Below are 15704 nucleotides of genomic sequence, written 5' to 3'. Positions count from 1 at the left end.
CGGCGGCTGATCCCCCAGGTGGGATAGCGCCGCAAAATGCGCGATAGCTAGGTTTGACCAGAGAGTCGACGCGGGTCTCTGCGAAGGTCCTCGCCACATCTCATGGGCTCAAGGGCGATCGGTCAGATCCAACGATTGTCAATACCCTCATCAAACTCGTGGCGCAGCCCAGCGAAACGATGCTCGCTGAGCGTCTTCAGATAGGGAATAGTCGACTTTCGATTATTCGTGAGTGCCAGCATCCGGAATCACGACGTGCAGCCGTGAGCCGTCGGGGAGCGAGGCGTCGACGAAGGGGGACGACAGGTCGACGCGACGGCCGGATGATTGCAGCATCCGTTCGACGAGGTCGCGCACCTCGCCGTCGGTCAGCTCGACGGTGGTGAGTTCGGGCACTCCGTCGCGCGCGACGAACACGCGGTTGGGGCCGTTGATCCAGATCTCCTCGATCTCCGGGTCGTCGAAGAACGGCTGCAGCGCGCCGAAGCCGGTGAGGGTCGCGACGATCTGCCGCGTGGTGATCGCCTCGTCGGCCAGCAGCGGCACCGACCCACCGAGAGCCCGCTCGCTGTAGCGCCGTACGGCGTCGCTGACGTAGCGGCCGGCGAGCTCCCGGTCGGTGCGCAGGTCGACGCCGTCGCGCCGCACGCGCTCGCGCACCTGGTCGGTGATGATCGACTCGGCGTGCGACATGCAGACATTGTGTTCGGATGCCACGCTGGCCGCGGGAGTTTTCCACAGGGTGGGCGAGCGGGCCTACTGCTCCGGGACGGCCAACTTCGCCAGGTCGACGCTGATGAGGCCCAGCAGCCGCTGCTGCTTCGACGCCTCGTAGTCGGGGTCGGCGGCGAAGTCGCGCGCACGGAGTCCGCCGACTACCTCGCGCCCGATCTCCTGCGCCGCGTCGGTGCGGGCGGCGTCGACCAGCTCGTCGATCGCGGCAGGGTCGTCTGCCATCTCGAGCAGCGCCTCCGCAAGCATGCGGTGCACGGTCGGGCGGCGGCGGTACTCCTCGTCGCGCAGTGCGCTGTTCTCGTCACCCTCGCCGGCGTCGGCACGCACGTAGCCGCGTTCGGTCCGCACCTCGTCGAGCCGTTCGGCCGTGGCGGCGCTCTCGGCAGCCACCGACGCCAGCTGTTCGCGCGCCGCACCGGCGATCGCCTCCGGATCGTAGGCGTGGTGTTCGCGGAGGGCGGCGACGATCAACTGGTTCTTGAGCGCCATGCGCACGGCGGAGGCGGAGATCATCACGCCCTCCTCGACGACCTGTTCGATGGGCGCGAGCGGAGCCACCGGCGGGTGCGTGTACGTGCCGAGATCCACGCCTCGCCGCCGCCGCCACAGAAACCTCACCCCATAGACGCTACTCCGGATGCCGCGGGCGCGACGAAGCCGGGCAGCCCCTGAACGAGGCTGCCCGGCAAGCGTCTCTGTTATGCGCGGCGGCGGTTGGCGAGCAGCAGTCCGAAACCGATGATTAACAGGAACCCGATCGCGCCGAGCAGCGGCGCGATCTCCACACCGGTCGACGCGAGAGCGACGGTCGAGAGTGCCGCGGTCGCGGTACCGGCCGATCCGAAAGTACCGGTCGAACCGAGGGTGAAACCGAGGCCCGTCCCGGTGCCCAGCCCGTTTGTGAGGGTCACGCCGGTGGTGGCCGCGCCGGTCACTCCGTTGCTCGTATCGGCGTCGGTCGTCAGCGGACTCGTGACCGGTGCCGTCGGCGTGGTCGGTCCGGCCGGGACTGTCGGCACCGCGGGGGTGCCGACGCCGGTCGTCGAACCAGCGCCGGTCTCGGTGTCACCGAGAACGCTGATGGCGTTGTCCCCGACGGTGATCGGCAGCGAGATCGACGCAAGGATCTGCGTTCCGCCCAGCACTCCATCGTCCCCCGTGGTCGTCACGTCGTCGCTCGTACCCTCTTGTTGGATCGACGTGGATGAACCGGTGGACGCAGCATCCCCCAGAATGCTGATCGCGTTACCACCGACGAAGACGGGAAGTTCGACGACCGACGCGACCTGCATGCCACCGGCGATGCCGTCGCTGCCCGAGGTGGTCGCACCGTCAGTCGAGCCGGTCGTGCGGCTAGGAACGGCAGCGGTCGGCGCGGAAGCGCCCTCCGACGACGAGTCGCCCAGCACGCTGATCGCGTTTCCCCCGACCGTTACCGGAGCGACCAGGTCGGGCGCCAGCTGCGTGCCTCCGGCGACGCTGTCGCTACCCGAGGTAGAGGCGCCGTCGGTCGTTTCAGCGGGAGCCGCCGCCGCGGTCGGCACCGAAGCATTCTCCGACGACGCGTCGCCCAGCACGCTGATCGCGTTGCCACCGACCGTCACCGGGACCGCGACGTCGGGCACCACCTGAGTACCACCCGCGACGCTGTCGTTGCCCGACGTGGTCGGAGCCGACGCCGGCGCGGCCGGTCCGGCGACCGGAGCAGCAGCAACCGGTGCCGGAGTGGCCGACGAATCGCCGACGACGCTGATCGCGTTGCCCTGCACGGCCACCGGCGCGGCGGCCTCCACGACGGCCTGAGTGCCGCCCAGAGCGGAGTCGGTTCCGGAGGTTGTAGCCGGAGCCGGAGCCGGAGCCGGTGCAGGTGCAGGTGCCGCCGGAATCGCGGCCGGCGACGGCGTGACGGCAGCGCCCGACAGCGAGTCACCGAGAACGCTGACCGCGTTACCGGTCACGTCGATCGGAGCGTCGATGGGCGCGACGACCTGGGTGCCCGAGAGCAGCCCGTCGTCTCCGGTGGTGTCGGCAGCGTTGGCGACCCCTGCCCCGAGGAGCGTAAGCCCCCCGGTGAATAGCACGAGGGCGAGCCCCCGAGAAACGTACGTAGACATGGTTATTACTCCTTGTTGATTGAATGATGTGATGCTTCCTCTCGCGGAAGCTGCGGTCGTGCCTGCGTCAGATGGCAGGGACGCCCCACTCAGTCAGGAGTCTCGTCAGAGGGGAACGTGGGCGACGACGGCAGTTCGTCGTCGGAAGCCGTCGAGACAGCCGCCCAGGTAGCCCGGGAGAGATCGAAGCCGCGCACGAGATCGGCGCCTACAGGGAAAGGGCCCGCTGCACTCGAAGCAGCGCTACCCGAAAGCGCCGTCGGTGCAGCGGGCAGCGGCGCCTCGCGCGGCATACCCGGTGCCGAGTCGAGGTGCGCGGATGTCGCGAGCTTTACGCTCAGCGAAGATTGCGGGGTGACACCCGCCGAGGTCACGCGAGCCGCGGAATCCGACTCGCGCGCCGAAACGGTGAGTCCGACCGCAGACGCGACGTCTGCGAGCACAGCGTCGACCGCGTCGTGCACGGGCGCGACCTCGAGGGAGCCGACGAATGAGTCGAGGGATGGAAGAACCCCCGACGCGAGCGGGACCACGGGCGAAAACGTACCAACGACCGGCGCGAGCGGGTTCAGCACCGGCGAGACGACGGGAGCGAGCGGGTCGAGAATTGGCGAGATCACGGGAGCCAGCGGAGTCACGACGTCGGTCAGTGCCGGTGCGAGCGGTTCAACGGCCGACGAGACCACCGGAGCGAGGGGCTGCACGACGGGCGCGACCGCCGCGGCAACGGGCGTCGTCACGGTCGACACGACGTTCGTGACCGGGGCCGCTACGGCTGCGACCGGAGCCGCCGTGGGTACAACCGCGGCGACCACAGGGGCCGCGACCGGTGCGGCCGCTTGGACCACCGGGGCGACGACCTGAGCGGGCGCGGCGACAACGGGCACGACGACAGGGGCGAGCGGTTCGGTGACCGAACCGACGAGAGACCCGACTGGATCGAGCGGCGACGGAGCGTTTGCCGATGCCGAGTGCGATTCGGAGAAGAAGCTCAGGATGAACCAGAGGACGGCGGCGAGGGCGGCCAGCGCGACGAGGCGCGCTGCGTGAAGCGAACGAGACACGTCCATTGTGAACCCCCTCCCCCATGAGAGAAAAACTCTTCACATTGAGACAATCATGAGATGGGCTCGGCGTCTAGTATTTTTTCAGAAAATCCTGACAGTCGTTCGCGAATAGTGTGAACGGGGCGCCCGCGACCTCTCGATTACACTTGTGAGCGCTCGCGGGAGTGGTGAAATTGGTATACACGCAGGTTTTAGGTACCTGTGCCGAAAGGCGTGAGGGTTCAAGTCCCTTCTCCCGCACAGTACCTACGCGTCGATAGCGCCGGTGACGATTCGCTCAAACGCCCGCTCGCGCGGCGGCCGGGTCTGCCTCGCCTTCGCGGGGTTCGTCATCGATGCGCAGGCCGAGGGTGCGGTTCGCGGATTCGCTCATTTTCTCGAGCCACGCCATGTTGATTTCGGGTTCTTTGCTACCCGAGAACTCGAAGTGAAACGACAGGGCCGGATGTATCCAGACCGTCCCACGACCGCTGCCGTCGGCGGGCTTTTTTTCCCACGACAACGCGAAGCTCTCGTTGCGTCTCAATTTCGTCAGAATCACGATTTTCAGGTGGGCCAGCGCCCGATCCTCGATGCGGATCGGATAGCGCGCATCGCCGTAATAAAGAGTTCCCACAGTGAGCCTTCCGCCAGAGTTCGGTCTGCCCCGCACGGGTTCGAACACGATAGACACCCCAGTTTATGCTGCCGAGACTCCCTCGATTAGTTCGCCTTATTGCGGCGGGAGGCATAGTCTCAAAGAGAGCCCCGGAAGGATCGACCATGAAGAGGACTTATGTCGAAGTAGCCGGGAGGACGTTCCACCTCGCCCAAGGCACTGACGTGCGCGACACGAAAGAGGAAGTCGTCGCTGCACTGCGTGCCGGCGGCGGCCTCGTGGATTTCGTCGTGTACGGGAACGTCGAGGTGTCCGTTGCGGTATCGCCGGGCGTCCCGCTGATCTTCCGCTCGGAAGAAGTCGAGCACGACGAGCGTGACACGGGCGATCTGGAAGAGCCGTTCCGCCCGTACGAAACCCACAACTACGAGACGGTCCTCTAGCGGGCCGGAAGCCGACCTACGGTAGCACCACCGTCGGCTTCCCCTCGTCCCACTCGAGCGGAACAACGTTCACGCCGCGCTGGATGAACAGCGAGTCCCACGAGGGGAATACGAGCACGTCCGTACCATCCGGGGCCGTCACGACGTCTTGACCGCCCGGTCCGAGATAGCGCCCGGCGCTGATCTCCGTCGTGAGCAGCGGGCCGTCGGCCTTCGTGAAGGGCCCGAGGGCGGATGGCGCTGTCGCGTAGCCGGTCGCGTACGCGTCGCCGCCGTAGTCGTTCGCGGAGTACAGCAGCGTGTAGACGCCGTCGCGTTTGACGAGGGTGGGCGCCTCGATGAGGTTGCCCTCCCAGTCCTGGTCCTGCATGAGCAGCTTCGTCGTCTCCCCCACGATCGCCGTGCCGTCGGCCGAAAGCGGAGCGATCTGCAACCAGGTGTCGAGGCCGCAGCAGTTGCCGTCGTTCTTCCAGAGCAGGTAGCGCGTGCCGTCGTCGTCGACGAAGGTGGCCGCATCGATCGCGCCTCCCTCGTCGGGCGGGCAGACGATCGGACCGGTGCCGACCGGGGTGAACGGGCCTTCCGGGTTCGTCGCGGTCGCGACCCCGATGCACTGGAGGGCGGGGCTCTTGTTCGCCGCGGTGAAGTACATCACGAAGTCGCCGGGCGCGACCTCGGTGACCTCGGGCGCCCAGGTCTTGCCCGGGGACGCCCAGTCCGGCAGCTCGGGAAGAACGTCAACGGCCAGGGTCTCCCAGCTCTCGAGATCCGTCGACACCGCCGCCTGCACGTTGAAGCCCGCCCCGTTCGTCGCGAACGCGTAGTAGCGGTCGCCGGTGGCCAGTACATCGGGGTCCGGGAAATCCTGGTCGATGGCGAAGTCGTCCGTGTCCACTTGCACCTCCGCGTCATCCGCACCCGATCCCCCGCTCGAACAGCCCGCGAGCGCCACGGCGACCGCGACCAGCGCGACGACCGACCGGCGCATCAACCCTTGACTCCCGACGACGCCACACTCTCGACGATCTGCTTCTGCGCGAGCGTGAACAGGATCAGAACGGGGACCGAGGCGATCACCGCTCCCGCCATCACGATGCCGAAGTGCGTCGAGTAGGTGCCCTGCAGCACCGACAGGCCGGGCTGGAGGGTGAGACTCTCGGGGCTGAGCAGCACGTAGATCGGCCAGATGAAGTCGTTCCAGTTGGTGAGGAAGCTGAGCACCGCGAGCGTTGCGAGCGCCGGTCGGGACAGCGGCAGGATGATCTGCCAGAAGATGCGGAAGTCGCCGGCGCCGTCGACGCGGGCCGCCTCCTCGATCTCGCCGGGGAGACCGATGAAGAACTGCCTCAGGAAGAAGACGCCGAACGCGCCCGCCGAACCGGGCACGATGATCGCCCAGAGGGTGTCGAGCCAGCCGAAGCTGTCGACGATGAGGTAGTTCGGGATGAGGAAGATGACGCCGGGCACGAGCAACGTGGCGATGATCAACCCGAAGACGATCTTCTTGCCGTGGAACTCCAGCCGGGCGAGCGCGTACGCGGCCGCCGACGCGGTCACCAGGATGATCACCGTCTGCGCCGTGGCGGCGATGACGCTGTTCAAGAACCACTGCAGGATCGGCAGGTTGCCGGTCGCGAGCGTGACGTAGGCCTCGCTGGTGAAGGGGTCGGGCAGCGGTGACGCCGGCGAGTTGATCGCGTCGAAGTCGGTCTTGAACGACGTCAGCAGCATCCACAGCAGCGGGACGACGATGATGAACGAGATCAGGAAGAGAGCCACGTAGGTGAGCACGTTGGGCGCGTTCTTGCGCCGCGTGCCGCGTTGCATGGTCGTGGTCACGGTACTCATTTCGTGTTGTCCCGCTGCAGGCGGAAGTTGATGACGCTGACGACGGCGAGAATCGCGAACAGCACGTAGCTCATCGCGGTGGCGGCACCCATCTGGTTCTGCACCAGGCCCTGGTCGGCGATGTACATGATCGCGGTGCGGGTCTGGGTGCCCGGGCCGCCCTGCGTGATGAGGAACGACTGGCCGAACATGTTGGCCGAGGAGAGCAGGGTGACGGTGACCACGAAGGTCATGACCGGTCGGAGCCCCGGGAGGGTCACACTCGTGAACTTGCGCCACGCCCCCGCGCCGTCGAGCGACGCGGCCTCGTAGAGGTCGGGGTTGATGCCCTTGAGGCCCGCGAGCAGGATGACGGTGTTGAGGCCGAGGGTCCACCAGACCGTGATGCCGACGAGCGAGATCCAGGCCCACGGAACGTCGACGGTCCACGGAATGTCCGAGGGCAGGCCGAGCAGCTCGAGCACGGCGTTCACCACACCGAGCTGCGGGTCGAGCAGGTACCGCCAGAGCACGCTGACGACGGCGACGCCGAGCACGTACGGGGCGAAGAAGATGCCGCGGAAGACGGTGCCGCCCTTGATGCGGCGGTTCAGCAGGAGCGCGATGGCCAGCGGCACGGCGAGCAGGAACGGGACGCTGGCCACGACGAAGATGCCCGTCGCGCGCATGCTCTCCCAGAAGTCGCCGTAGGTGATCGATCCGGGGGTGAACAGGTCGAAGAAGTTCTGGAGGCCGACGAAGGGGTGGTCGTCGAGCAGCGGGTTCCACACGTGCAGGCTGATCCACAGTCCGTAGACCGCGGGGAACAGCACGAAGATCCCGAAGATGACCAGGAACGGCGCGAGGAACAGGTAGGCCGTGAGGGTCTTGCGGCGGGCCGCCGCCCCGCGGAGGCCGGAGCCCCCGCGGAGCGGCGGGACGATGCTGGGATTAGCCACCGTACTGTGCCTTGTTCTGCTTGAGCAGCTGCGTGGCCTTCTCGGCGGCGTCGTCGAGCGCTTCCTTCGGCGACTTCTTGCCGAGCATGGCCTCGTTGACGCCGGTGGTGACCTCGGCCATGGCGTTGGTGATGCCGGGCGAGACGGTCTCGTAACGTGCGTACTCGAGCTGCTCGAGGAACGGCGCGAGAGCCGGGTAGTCGGTCAGCAGCGCCGGGTCTTCACGCACGGTGTTCTGTGCGGGCAGTTCGCCGGTCGACGCCCATTCGGCCGAGTTGTCGTTCATCCACTTGACGAACGTCGCCGCGGCGGCCGACTTGTCGGGGTCCTGGTTCTTGTTGGCCGGGAACATCCAGTGCGTCGAGCTCGACCAGACGGCCTTCTCGGTGCCGATCTGGGGAACGGGGATCGCCGTCCAGTCGACCGACTGCAGGGCCTCGTTCGTCGTCTGCCAGACGCCGTTCCAGTTGAATGCCGTCTCGCCGCCGATGAGGGCGTTGATGTTGCCGTCCTGGGCGACGTTCGCCGGGCTGTAGCCCTTCTCGATGAGGTCGGTCATCCAGGTGAGCGCCTTGACGCCGGCTTCGGAGTTGAAGGTGGCCTCCGTGACATCTTCATTGAAGAGTTCTCCACCGAACTGCCAGAGCAGCGACTCGAATTCGAACGTCCCGGTGAACACATACCCGTCGGCCCATTCGCCCTGCACCCCTGCGGCCTTGAGGGCCTCAAGGGCTGCGAGGTAGCTCTTCTGGTCGGTGGGGGCGGTCTCGGGATCGAGTCCGGCCTTCACCAGCACGTCCTTGTTGATGTACAGGCCGAGCGGGGTGACGCTCCACGGCACGCCGTACTGGCTGTCGTCGAACTGCCCGGCGTCCATCAGGCCCTCGGGGAAGTCGTCCTCGTCGTAGCCGAGCGCCTCGACGACGTCGTCGGTCTTGAGCAGCAGGCCCTGGGCGGCGTAGGTCGCGACGTCGTCGCCGTGGGCGACCGCGACATCCGGACCCTTGCCGGCCTTGATCGCGAGGGGCATCTTCTGGGTGATGTCCGCCCACTCCATCGCGTTGCTCTTGACCTTGATGTCGGGGTGGGTCTCGTTGAATTCGGCGACGAGCTGGGGAACAAGCACGGGGGCCGCGCCGCCCGTCCAGCCGTTCCAGAAGGTGATGTCGACCTGAGGGCCGGAGTATTCGGCTTCGGCGCGAACGCTGTCTGACGCGCTGTTCGAACTGCCCCCGGAGCACGCTGCGAGCGAGACCCCTAGTCCGAGAATCGCAACCGCGGCGGCTGCGCGCAGTGTGGGGTTCTTCATGTGTTGCTCTCCTTTGAGTGACGGTGCTGGGCTGTGCTGGGGCGGGCCGGTGCTGACGCACCGGGAGTGACGTCGGACGTCGACCACCTTCGCCTCGTTGCACCGGCCAATTTACAGCGCTGTAATATCGGAGTCAAGCAAAACGAGCTTTCACTGCGGTATCGGTCGGTACAGTGAGCAGCGAGAACGCGCGGGTCGACGGCGACGAGCGCCACGCCTCCCGACGGACAAGAAACGGACCACCATGGCAAACGTGCGCCTGCAGGACGTGGCCGAGCTCGCCGGTGTCTCGATGAAGACCGTGTCGAACGTCGTGCACCAGTACCCGCACGTGAGCCCGAGCATGCGGGCCCGCGTCGAGGCGGCGATCAGCGAGCTGGGCTACCGCCCCAACGCGTCGGCCCGCCGGCTCGCGACGGGCCGCACGGGAATGCTGTCCCTCGCCTTCAGCGACGTGAGCCTGCCGTACTTCGCCGAGCTGGCGCGCATCATCGCCCACCTGGCGAGCGCCCGCGGCTACCGCCTGCTGCTCGAGCAGACCGACGGCACCATCGAGAGCGAGCGGGCGATCATCTCCACGCGTGAAGCGGGACTCGTCGACGGCGTCATCTTCCAGCCGTCGCGCATGCCGTCGATGGAGATCTCGAAGCGCCGGGCCGACGTGCCGCTCGTCTTGCTCGGCGAGGGGCCCGCTCCGCTCAGCGTCGACCACGTGATGATCGACAACGAGGCGGCGGCGATCCAGGCCACCAGTCACCTCGTCGCGGCGGGGCGCACGCGCATCGGGTTCGTCGGCCACGAGGAGTTCGACCAGTCGGTCACCTCGCTGCAGCGCCTCAGGGGCTTCCAGCTCGCGCTCGACGCGGCGGGACTCACCGTCGATATGTCGCTCGTGGTCCCGAGCGCGGCGATCAGTGCGAAAGATGCCGCGGATGCGATGCGTCGCGCCCTCGCGGACGGCCGGGTCTTCGACGGGCTCGTCTGCCGCGACGACCTCGCGGCTATCGGAGCCCTCCGCGCCCTGCAGGAGCACGGGTTGCGGGTGCCCGAGGATGTCGCCGTCGTGGGGTGGGACGACATCTCCATGGCGGCCTTCACACACCCGTCGCTCACCACGGTGGCGCCGGACACGACGCAGATCGCGACGATGGCGCTCGACATGCTCGAGGAGCGCATCGGCGGATACACCGGTCTCGGCCGGCATCGCATCGCCGACTACTCGTTCGTCGTGCGGGAAAGCGCCCCGAGCGACTGAACCGGCGACGCGCTGCATTGCGCGCGGCTCGGATTGCCGTTTTACAGCGCTGCAAAAATGCAGCACACTGTAGCCATGGACATCGACGCCCTCGCTACGACCGCCACCCCGATTCGCGCTTCGCGCCAAGACGGCAGCTACCCTCGACCGCAGCTCGTGCGCCCGTCGTGGACGGATCTGAGCGGCGAGTGGGACCTGCGTTTCGACGACGCCGATAAGGGACTGCGCGATCGATGGTTCGTCCCGGCCACCCCGACGGCGTTCGACCGCACGATCACCGTGCCGTTCCCGCCCGAGTCCCCGGCATCCGGCATCAACGACACCGGCTATCACCCGGTCGTCTGGTACCGCCGGTCGATCATCGTGCCGTCGCGCGACGGCGGCCGCACTCTGCTGCACTTCGGGGCGGTCGACTACCGGTGCTCCGTCTGGCTGGGCGGCGTGCTGCTCGGCCACCACGAGGGCGGTCACACCCCGTTCTCGTTCGACGTCACCGATGCCGTGACCGGCGACGGCCCGCACGCGCTCGTGGTGCGCGCCGAAGACGACCCGCTCGACGTCGCCCAGCCGCGCGGCAAGCAGGACTGGGAGCTCGACCCGCACGTCATCTGGTACCACCGCACCACCGGGATCTGGCAGCCGGTCTGGCTCGAGACGGTGCCCGAGTTGCACGTCGACCACCTGGCGCTCGCCCCCGACGTGGCGACGGGATCGGTCGTGGTCACCGTCGAACTCAACCGACGCCTCGACGCCGACACCCGCCTCGAGGTCGAGCTCAGCTACGAGGGCGAGCCGCTCGCGACCCACGGCATCGCCGTGCACTCGCACCGGGTGAGCGTCACCGTCGTCGTCCCCCGGCAGATCAACGGGCAGAACTACGAGGAGCTGCTGTGGAGCGACCTCGCGCCGCGGCTCATCGACGTCAAGGTCACGTTGAGCGGGCTCGCGTCGAGCGACACCATCTACTCCTACTTCGGTCTGCGCAGCGCGGCGGTCGACCGGGGTCGCTTCCTTCTCAACGACCGCCCCGTGTTCCTGCGCTCGGTGCTGAGCCAGGGGTACTGGCCCGAGTCGCATCTCGCGGCGCCCTCGGCCGACGCACTTCGGGCCGAGGTGCAACTCATCAAGGACCTCGGCTTCAACTCGGCGCGTGTGCACCAGAAGATCGAAGACCCACGCTTTCTCTACTGGGCCGACCGGCTCGGCCTGCTGCTCTGGGAGGAAATGCCCAGCGCCTACGAGTTCTCGCCCACGGCGGCGCGCAGGGTCGCGACCGAGTGGTCCGACGTCATCCGTCGCGACTCCTCGCACCCGAGCATCGTCACCTGGGTGCCATTGAACGAGAGCTGGGGCGTGCAGCACATCTCCCAGGACGCGGCCGTGCGCGACCACGTGCGCAGCCTCTTCCACCTCACCAAGAGCCTCGACCCCTCGAGGCCCGTCGTGTCGAACGACGGCTGGGAGCACCTCGACTCCGACATCTGGTCGATCCACGACTACGAGGAGTCGGGCGAGGTGCTCGCCGCCCGGTACGCGGACAAGGCCAGCGTCGACGCGCTTTTCGCCGGCATCGGCCCGGCCGGTCGACGCCTGCGCCTGAGCGACGAACCCGACCGCGGCCAGCCGGTGATGCTCACCGAGTTCGGCGGCGTGAAGTTCGCGCCCGACAGCGAGTTCGACGACGCGTGGGGCTATTCGACGGCCTCGTCGGCCGACGACTTCGCGAAGCGGATGGCCGCCCTGCTCGACGCGGTGCGCGCGAGCGAGGTGCTCTCCGGCTACTGCTACACCCAGCTGACCGACACCGGCCAGGAGACGAACGGGGTGGTCAACGCCGATCGCTCGCCGAAGCTGCCGGTGAAGCGAATCCGGGCGATCATGACGGGCGATGGAGAGGCCGATCGGGACGCCTGAGGACGGGCCGCGCTCCCCCGTGCGACGGGTCGCGTACACCTTCAGAATGATCTCTTGCGAATAGGCGCATTTCTCAGCATCCTGTGACGCGGCGCGGAGTACCCTGTGAGGAGTTCACACCGTAGCCGCCGCCGATTGACCTCAACGGCAACCGACGACTGGAGTCTTGCCCGTGTTTTCAACCGCCCTCATCCCGTTCCTCGATCCAGCGAATCTGATCGAGGGATTCGGCGCCTTCGCGCTGCTCGGTGTGTGCTTCATCGTGTTCGCCGAGACGGGTCTGCTCGTCGGTTTCCTTCTCCCCGGTGACACCCTGCTCGTGATCACGGGCCTGCTTACCTTCGCCGGTACCGTGGCCGTCGGCGGGTCGGGCATCGAGATCGACATCTGGTGGGTGTGCCTGGCGATCGGATTCGCGGCGTTCCTCGGCGGAGAGGTCGGCTATCTGATCGGCCACAAGCTCGGCCCGAAGGTCTTCGAGCGCAAGGAGACCGGCCTGTTCTCGATGGAGAACGTGCGCCGCACCAACTCGTTCTTCGAGCGCTTCGGCGGCTTCGCGGTCATCGTCGCCCGCTTCGTGCCGATCGTGCGCACCTTCGCCCCCGTCGCCGCGGGCGTGGGCCACATGAACTACAAGAAGTACTCGCTCTACAACCTCATCGGCGCGCTGATCTGGGGCGGTGGCCTGACCTTCGCCGGCTTCCTGCTGGGATACATCCCGCCGGTTGCCGACTTCGTCACCCACTACATCGACGTCATCCTGCTCGGCGCGGTGGCCGTCTCAGTCATCCCGACGGCGTACCACTACATCCAGTCGGTGCGGAAGTCGCGTAAGAACCGCGCGGCCGCCGCCGCGACCGACACCTCGGAACTCGTGCTCGACCAGGCCCTGTTCGACCAGGACAAGAGCAACGACCCGAAGAACTAGCCTTCGTTCGGCGCTTCGCCGGAGCCGTCGGAAGCGGTGGAGCCGTCGGATGCGCCGGGGGCTTCGGCCGCCGGAAGTTTCGCGCGCAGCTTCTTGAGCGCCCCGCCCGCCTCGCGGCGCACCTCGATCTCGGGGTCCTTCAGCAGGGATCGCAGCACGTCGACCTCGTCGGCGCTGCCGATCTCGCCGAGCGCACGCGCGGCTTGTGCTCGCACGCGGGCCACCTCGTCGGTCGCGAGCGCGGCCACCTCGGCGGGGTACTGCAGCTCGCGCCGCGCGACCACCTTCGCGCTCATCTCGCGGACGCGCCAGGCCTGGTTGCCGAGACCGGCGAGCACGGCGGGGATGGCGCTGTCGTTCCACACGTAGAGGAACGTGCGGGCGCCCCACACCTCGGGCCAGTACAGCGCCGGGGCGCCGTCGAGGATGCCCTGCGCGTGACGCCCTCCGACGGCGAGCAGGAATTCTTCGCCCGCGTTGAGGCCGGCGATGAGCGCCGTGGCGCGCGCGATGACGTCGTCCTCCCCCAGCTCGGCGACGACCTTCGCGATGCGTTCGGCGGGGGAATCGTCGTTGGGCTGGTTCTTCGGGGTGTGAGTAGTCATAGCGCTGCTACTTTACGCGGCCTCGTCGCTATCGGCCCACCCAGACCGAGTCGAGGCAGTCGTGCGCGAGGGCTACCGCCGACCGCCCGTCCCGCAGCCGCACGGCGAAGGGCTCGACCGACTCGACCGTGAACTCGCGATCGAGCGTGATCGACTCGGCCTCGAGGCGGCGCAGCAGCGCGGGGTCGCGATCGCTGATCCGCACGACCCGCACCGTCTCCCCCATGCCGATGCGGCGCAGCAGCACGGCGGCCGGCTGCTCGACCCGGCCGTCGCGGCTCGGGATCGGGTCGCCGTGCGGGTCTCGGGTCGGAAAGCCCAGCTGTTCGTCGATGCTGTCCAGCAGGCGGTCGCTCAGGGCGTGCTCGAGCACCTCCGCCTCGTCGTGCACCTCGTGCCAGCCGTAGCCGAACTGCCCGGCCAGCCAGGTCTCGATCAGCCGATGGCGCCGCACCATCCGCAGGGCGAGAGCCGTGCCATCCGGTGTCAGGATCACGGCCCCGTAGGGAACGTGGTCGACCAGTCCTTGAACCCCGAGCTTCTTCACCATCTCGGTGACGGACGACGCGGCGAGCCCCAACCGTCCGGCGAGCACCGACGTCGTGATCGGCTCCGGCTGCCACTCGGTGTGCGCGTAGATGACCTTCACGTAGTCCTCGACCGCCGTCGCGTATAGCGGCTTCTGGGGCATCAGGCGCCCCCGATCACCAGGGCGATGAGCACGACGTTGATGACGATGATCGCGGCGGTCGCGACCCAGCTCACCCAGCGCAGCCAGGCGGCGTTCGCGAACTCGCCCATCAGCGTCTTCGAGCTGGCGAACGTGACGAGCGGCACGAGGGCGAACGGGATGCCGAAACTCAGCACCACCTGGCTGAGGACGAGCGCCCTGGTCGGGTCGAAGCCGACGGCGAGCACGAACAGCGCGGGTACGAGCGTCACCAGCCGACGGGCCAACAGCGGGATCTTCACGCGCAGCAGCCCGCCCATGATCGACGCGCCCGCGTACGTGCCGACACTCGTCGAGGCGAGGCCGGACGCGAGAAGACCGAGGGCGAACACGACCCCGATGACGGGACCGAGGTTCGCCTCGATGGCGGCGTGCGCCCCCTCGATCGAGTCGGTACCCTCGACGCCGCGCAGGCTCGACGCGGCCAGCAGCAGCATCGAGATGTTGATGGCGCCGGCAACCACGAGGGCGGCCCCGACGTCCCAGCGGGTGGCGTTCAGCAGCATCCGGATGCGACTCGCGTCGCGCGTCACACCGTGTCGGTCGCGAGCGAGCGCCGAGTGCAGGTAGATGACGTGCGGCATCACCGTGGCCCCGAGCATGCTCGACGCGAGCAGCACGGAGTCGGCGCCCTCGAAGCGTGGGACGACCCCCGCGAGCATCTGGCCGGCGTCGAGGTCGCTCACGAACAGGCCGGAGACGAAACCGACGACGATCACGCCGAGGAGGGTCACGATCACGATCTCGAACGAGCGCTGGCCTCGCCGGGACTGCACGGCGAGCAGGATCATCGACGCGACACCGACGATGACGCCGCCGAGCAGCAGCGGTATGCCGAACAGCAGGTTGAGGGCGATGGCGCCGCCGATCACCTCGGCGATGTCGGTGGCGGCCGCGACGAGCTCGGCCTGGCCCCAGTAGAGGCGGCGCGGGCCGGTTCTCAGCCGCTCGCCCAGCAGCTCGGAGAGGCTACGGCCGGTGACGAGTCCGACCTTGGCCGACTGGTATTGCACGATCACGGCGACGAGGTTGGCGAGGATGAGCACCCAGAGCAGCAGGTAGCCGTAGCGGGCGCCGGCGGTGAGGTTGGCGGCGACGTTGCCGGGGTCGACGTAAGCGATGGCCGCGACGAAGGCGGGCCCGAGCAGCAGCAGGGTGGAGCGGGCGGTGACCTTGCTTGGTGGGGCGATCGACGATTTCGGCACCCCGAAACCCTAGCT

16 protein-coding genes and 1 tRNA gene are annotated in these 15704 nt (G+C 67.8%); 5 read left to right on the top strand and 12 right to left on the bottom strand.

Annotated features, from left to right (window positions below):
* Positions 1-222 precede the first annotated feature (222 nt).
* The 4 genes from IEV96_RS00820 to IEV96_RS00805 all read right to left on the bottom strand — a co-directional run bounded on the left by IEV96_RS00820 (position 223) and on the right by IEV96_RS00805 (position 3919).
* The gene (locus IEV96_RS00820) at positions 223-693 is read right to left on the bottom strand and encodes a Flp pilus assembly complex ATPase component TadA (protein WP_188508820.1); all 471 of its coding nucleotides are present in this window, start codon (positions 691-693) and stop codon (positions 223-225) included.
* 63 nt (positions 694-756) lie between these two features.
* Positions 757-1323 carry a hypothetical protein gene (locus tag IEV96_RS00815; protein WP_188508819.1) on the bottom strand — a complete coding sequence of 189 codons (567 nt, stop codon included), beginning with the start codon at positions 1321-1323 and terminating at the stop codon, positions 757-759.
* A 110-nt stretch (positions 1324-1433) separates the two neighbouring features.
* A complete protein-coding gene (locus IEV96_RS00810) occupies positions 1434-2849 on the bottom strand; it encodes a chaplin family protein (protein WP_188508818.1) in 1416 nt (471 codons plus the stop codon).
* Between the two features lie 89 nt (positions 2850-2938).
* On the bottom strand, positions 2939-3919 hold the full coding sequence (locus IEV96_RS00805) for a hypothetical protein (protein ID WP_229732902.1): 981 nt from the start codon (positions 3917-3919) through the stop codon (positions 2939-2941).
* 155 nt (positions 3920-4074) lie between these two features.
* Between IEV96_RS00805 and IEV96_RS00800 the strand changes: the two genes are divergently transcribed.
* Positions 4075-4156 (top strand) — tRNA-Leu (locus IEV96_RS00800).
* A 37-nt stretch (positions 4157-4193) separates the two neighbouring features.
* Here IEV96_RS00800 and IEV96_RS00795 read toward each other — a convergent pair.
* Positions 4194-4532: a DUF7882 family protein gene (locus tag IEV96_RS00795; RefSeq protein WP_188508816.1), complete on the bottom strand. Its 339-nt coding sequence runs from the start codon at positions 4530-4532 to the stop codon at positions 4194-4196.
* 206 nt (positions 4533-4738) lie between these two features.
* Here IEV96_RS00795 and IEV96_RS00790 point away from each other — a divergent pair, with 206 nt between their 5' ends.
* On the top strand, positions 4739-4957 hold the full coding sequence (locus IEV96_RS00790; protein ID WP_188508815.1) for a hypothetical protein: 219 nt from the start codon (positions 4739-4741) through the stop codon (positions 4955-4957).
* A gap of 16 nt (positions 4958-4973) precedes the next feature.
* Here IEV96_RS00790 and IEV96_RS00785 read toward each other — a convergent pair whose 3' ends face one another.
* The 4 genes from IEV96_RS00785 to IEV96_RS00770 are packed head-to-tail and all read right to left on the bottom strand — an operon-like array spanning position 4974 to position 9052.
* Positions 4974-5945, bottom strand: a complete 972-nt coding sequence (locus tag IEV96_RS00785; protein ID WP_188508814.1) for a glycoside hydrolase family 43 protein — start codon at positions 5943-5945, stop codon at positions 4974-4976.
* Complete coding sequence (locus IEV96_RS00780; protein ID WP_188508813.1) at positions 5945-6805, bottom strand: carbohydrate ABC transporter permease; 861 nt, start codon at positions 6803-6805, stop codon at positions 5945-5947. The genes IEV96_RS00785 and IEV96_RS00780 overlap by 1 nt, the downstream gene beginning before the upstream one ends.
* Positions 6802-7743, bottom strand: coding sequence for a carbohydrate ABC transporter permease (locus IEV96_RS00775; protein ID WP_188508812.1), 942 nt, complete (start codon positions 7741-7743; stop codon positions 6802-6804). The genes IEV96_RS00780 and IEV96_RS00775 overlap by 4 nt, the downstream gene beginning before the upstream one ends.
* Positions 7736-9052 (bottom strand): ABC transporter substrate-binding protein, encoded by a 1317-nt coding sequence (locus tag IEV96_RS00770; protein WP_188508811.1) that lies wholly within the window; start codon positions 9050-9052, stop codon positions 7736-7738. Before IEV96_RS00770 ends, IEV96_RS00775 begins: the two co-directional genes overlap by 8 nt.
* 244 nt (positions 9053-9296) lie before the next feature.
* Here IEV96_RS00770 and IEV96_RS00765 point away from each other — a divergent pair, with 244 nt between their 5' ends.
* From IEV96_RS00765 to IEV96_RS00755, 3 genes are all read left to right on the top strand, one after another.
* Positions 9297-10307: a LacI family DNA-binding transcriptional regulator gene (locus IEV96_RS00765; RefSeq protein ID WP_188508810.1), complete on the top strand. Its 1011-nt coding sequence runs from the start codon at positions 9297-9299 to the stop codon at positions 10305-10307.
* A 57-nt stretch (positions 10308-10364) separates the two neighbouring features.
* Positions 10365-12221 (top strand): glycoside hydrolase family 2 protein, encoded by a 1857-nt coding sequence (locus IEV96_RS00760; RefSeq protein ID WP_229732898.1) that lies wholly within the window; start codon positions 10365-10367, stop codon positions 12219-12221.
* A 172-nt stretch (positions 12222-12393) separates the two neighbouring features.
* Positions 12394-13149, top strand: a complete 756-nt coding sequence (locus tag IEV96_RS00755) for a DedA family protein (protein WP_188511064.1) — start codon at positions 12394-12396, stop codon at positions 13147-13149.
* Here IEV96_RS00755 and IEV96_RS00750 read toward each other — a convergent pair.
* The 3 genes from IEV96_RS00750 to IEV96_RS00740 are packed head-to-tail and all read right to left on the bottom strand — an operon-like array spanning position 13146 to position 15689.
* Positions 13146-13754 carry a HEAT repeat domain-containing protein gene (locus tag IEV96_RS00750; protein ID WP_188508809.1) on the bottom strand — a complete coding sequence of 203 codons (609 nt, stop codon included), beginning with the start codon at positions 13752-13754 and terminating at the stop codon, positions 13146-13148. The two genes, IEV96_RS00755 and IEV96_RS00750, sit on opposite strands and share 4 nt — an antisense overlap.
* Before the next feature lie 28 nt (positions 13755-13782).
* The gene (locus tag IEV96_RS00745; RefSeq protein WP_188508808.1) at positions 13783-14445 is read right to left on the bottom strand and encodes a metal-dependent transcriptional regulator; all 663 of its coding nucleotides are present in this window, start codon (positions 14443-14445) and stop codon (positions 13783-13785) included.
* On the bottom strand, positions 14445-15689 hold the full coding sequence (locus IEV96_RS00740; RefSeq protein WP_188508807.1) for an Nramp family divalent metal transporter: 1245 nt from the start codon (positions 15687-15689) through the stop codon (positions 14445-14447). The genes IEV96_RS00745 and IEV96_RS00740 overlap by 1 nt, the downstream gene beginning before the upstream one ends.
* Between the last annotated feature and the right edge of the window lie 15 nt (positions 15690-15704).

The sequence above is a fragment of the Conyzicola nivalis genome (genome assembly GCF_014639655.1).
Classification (GTDB): Bacteria; Actinomycetota; Actinomycetes; order Actinomycetales; family Microbacteriaceae; genus Conyzicola; species Conyzicola nivalis.
Note: the sequence above shows the minus strand (reverse complement) of the source record. Positions and strands in the feature narration are given on the sequence as shown.

Bases quoted from the DNA above. Each gene is read 5' to 3' on its own strand.
- IEV96_RS00820 (WP_188508820.1), bottom strand. From the start codon at position 693: ATGTCGCACGCCGAGTCGATCATCACCGACCAGGTGCGCGAGCGCGTG.
- IEV96_RS00810 (WP_188508818.1), bottom strand. From the start codon at position 2,849: ATGTCTACGTACGTTTCTCGGGGGCTCGCCCTCGTGCTATTCACCGGG.
- IEV96_RS00805 (WP_229732902.1), bottom strand. From the start codon at position 3,919: ATGGACGTGTCTCGTTCGCTTCACGCAGCGCGCCTCGTCGCGCTGGCC.
- IEV96_RS00785 (WP_188508814.1), bottom strand. From the start codon at position 5,945: ATGCGCCGGTCGGTCGTCGCGCTGGTCGCGGTCGCCGTGGCGCTCGCG.
- IEV96_RS00780 (WP_188508813.1), bottom strand. From the start codon at position 6,805: ATGAGTACCGTGACCACGACCATGCAACGCGGCACGCGGCGCAAGAAC.
- IEV96_RS00770 (WP_188508811.1), bottom strand. From the start codon at position 9,052: ATGAAGAACCCCACACTGCGCGCAGCCGCCGCGGTTGCGATTCTCGGA.
- IEV96_RS00765 (WP_188508810.1), top strand. From the start codon at position 9,297: ATGGCAAACGTGCGCCTGCAGGACGTGGCCGAGCTCGCCGGTGTCTCG.
- IEV96_RS00760 (WP_229732898.1), top strand. From the start codon at position 10,365: ATGCAGCACACTGTAGCCATGGACATCGACGCCCTCGCTACGACCGCC.
- IEV96_RS00750 (WP_188508809.1), bottom strand. From the start codon at position 13,754: ATGACTACTCACACCCCGAAGAACCAGCCCAACGACGATTCCCCCGCC.
- IEV96_RS00745 (WP_188508808.1), bottom strand. From the start codon at position 14,445: ATGCCCCAGAAGCCGCTATACGCGACGGCGGTCGAGGACTACGTGAAG.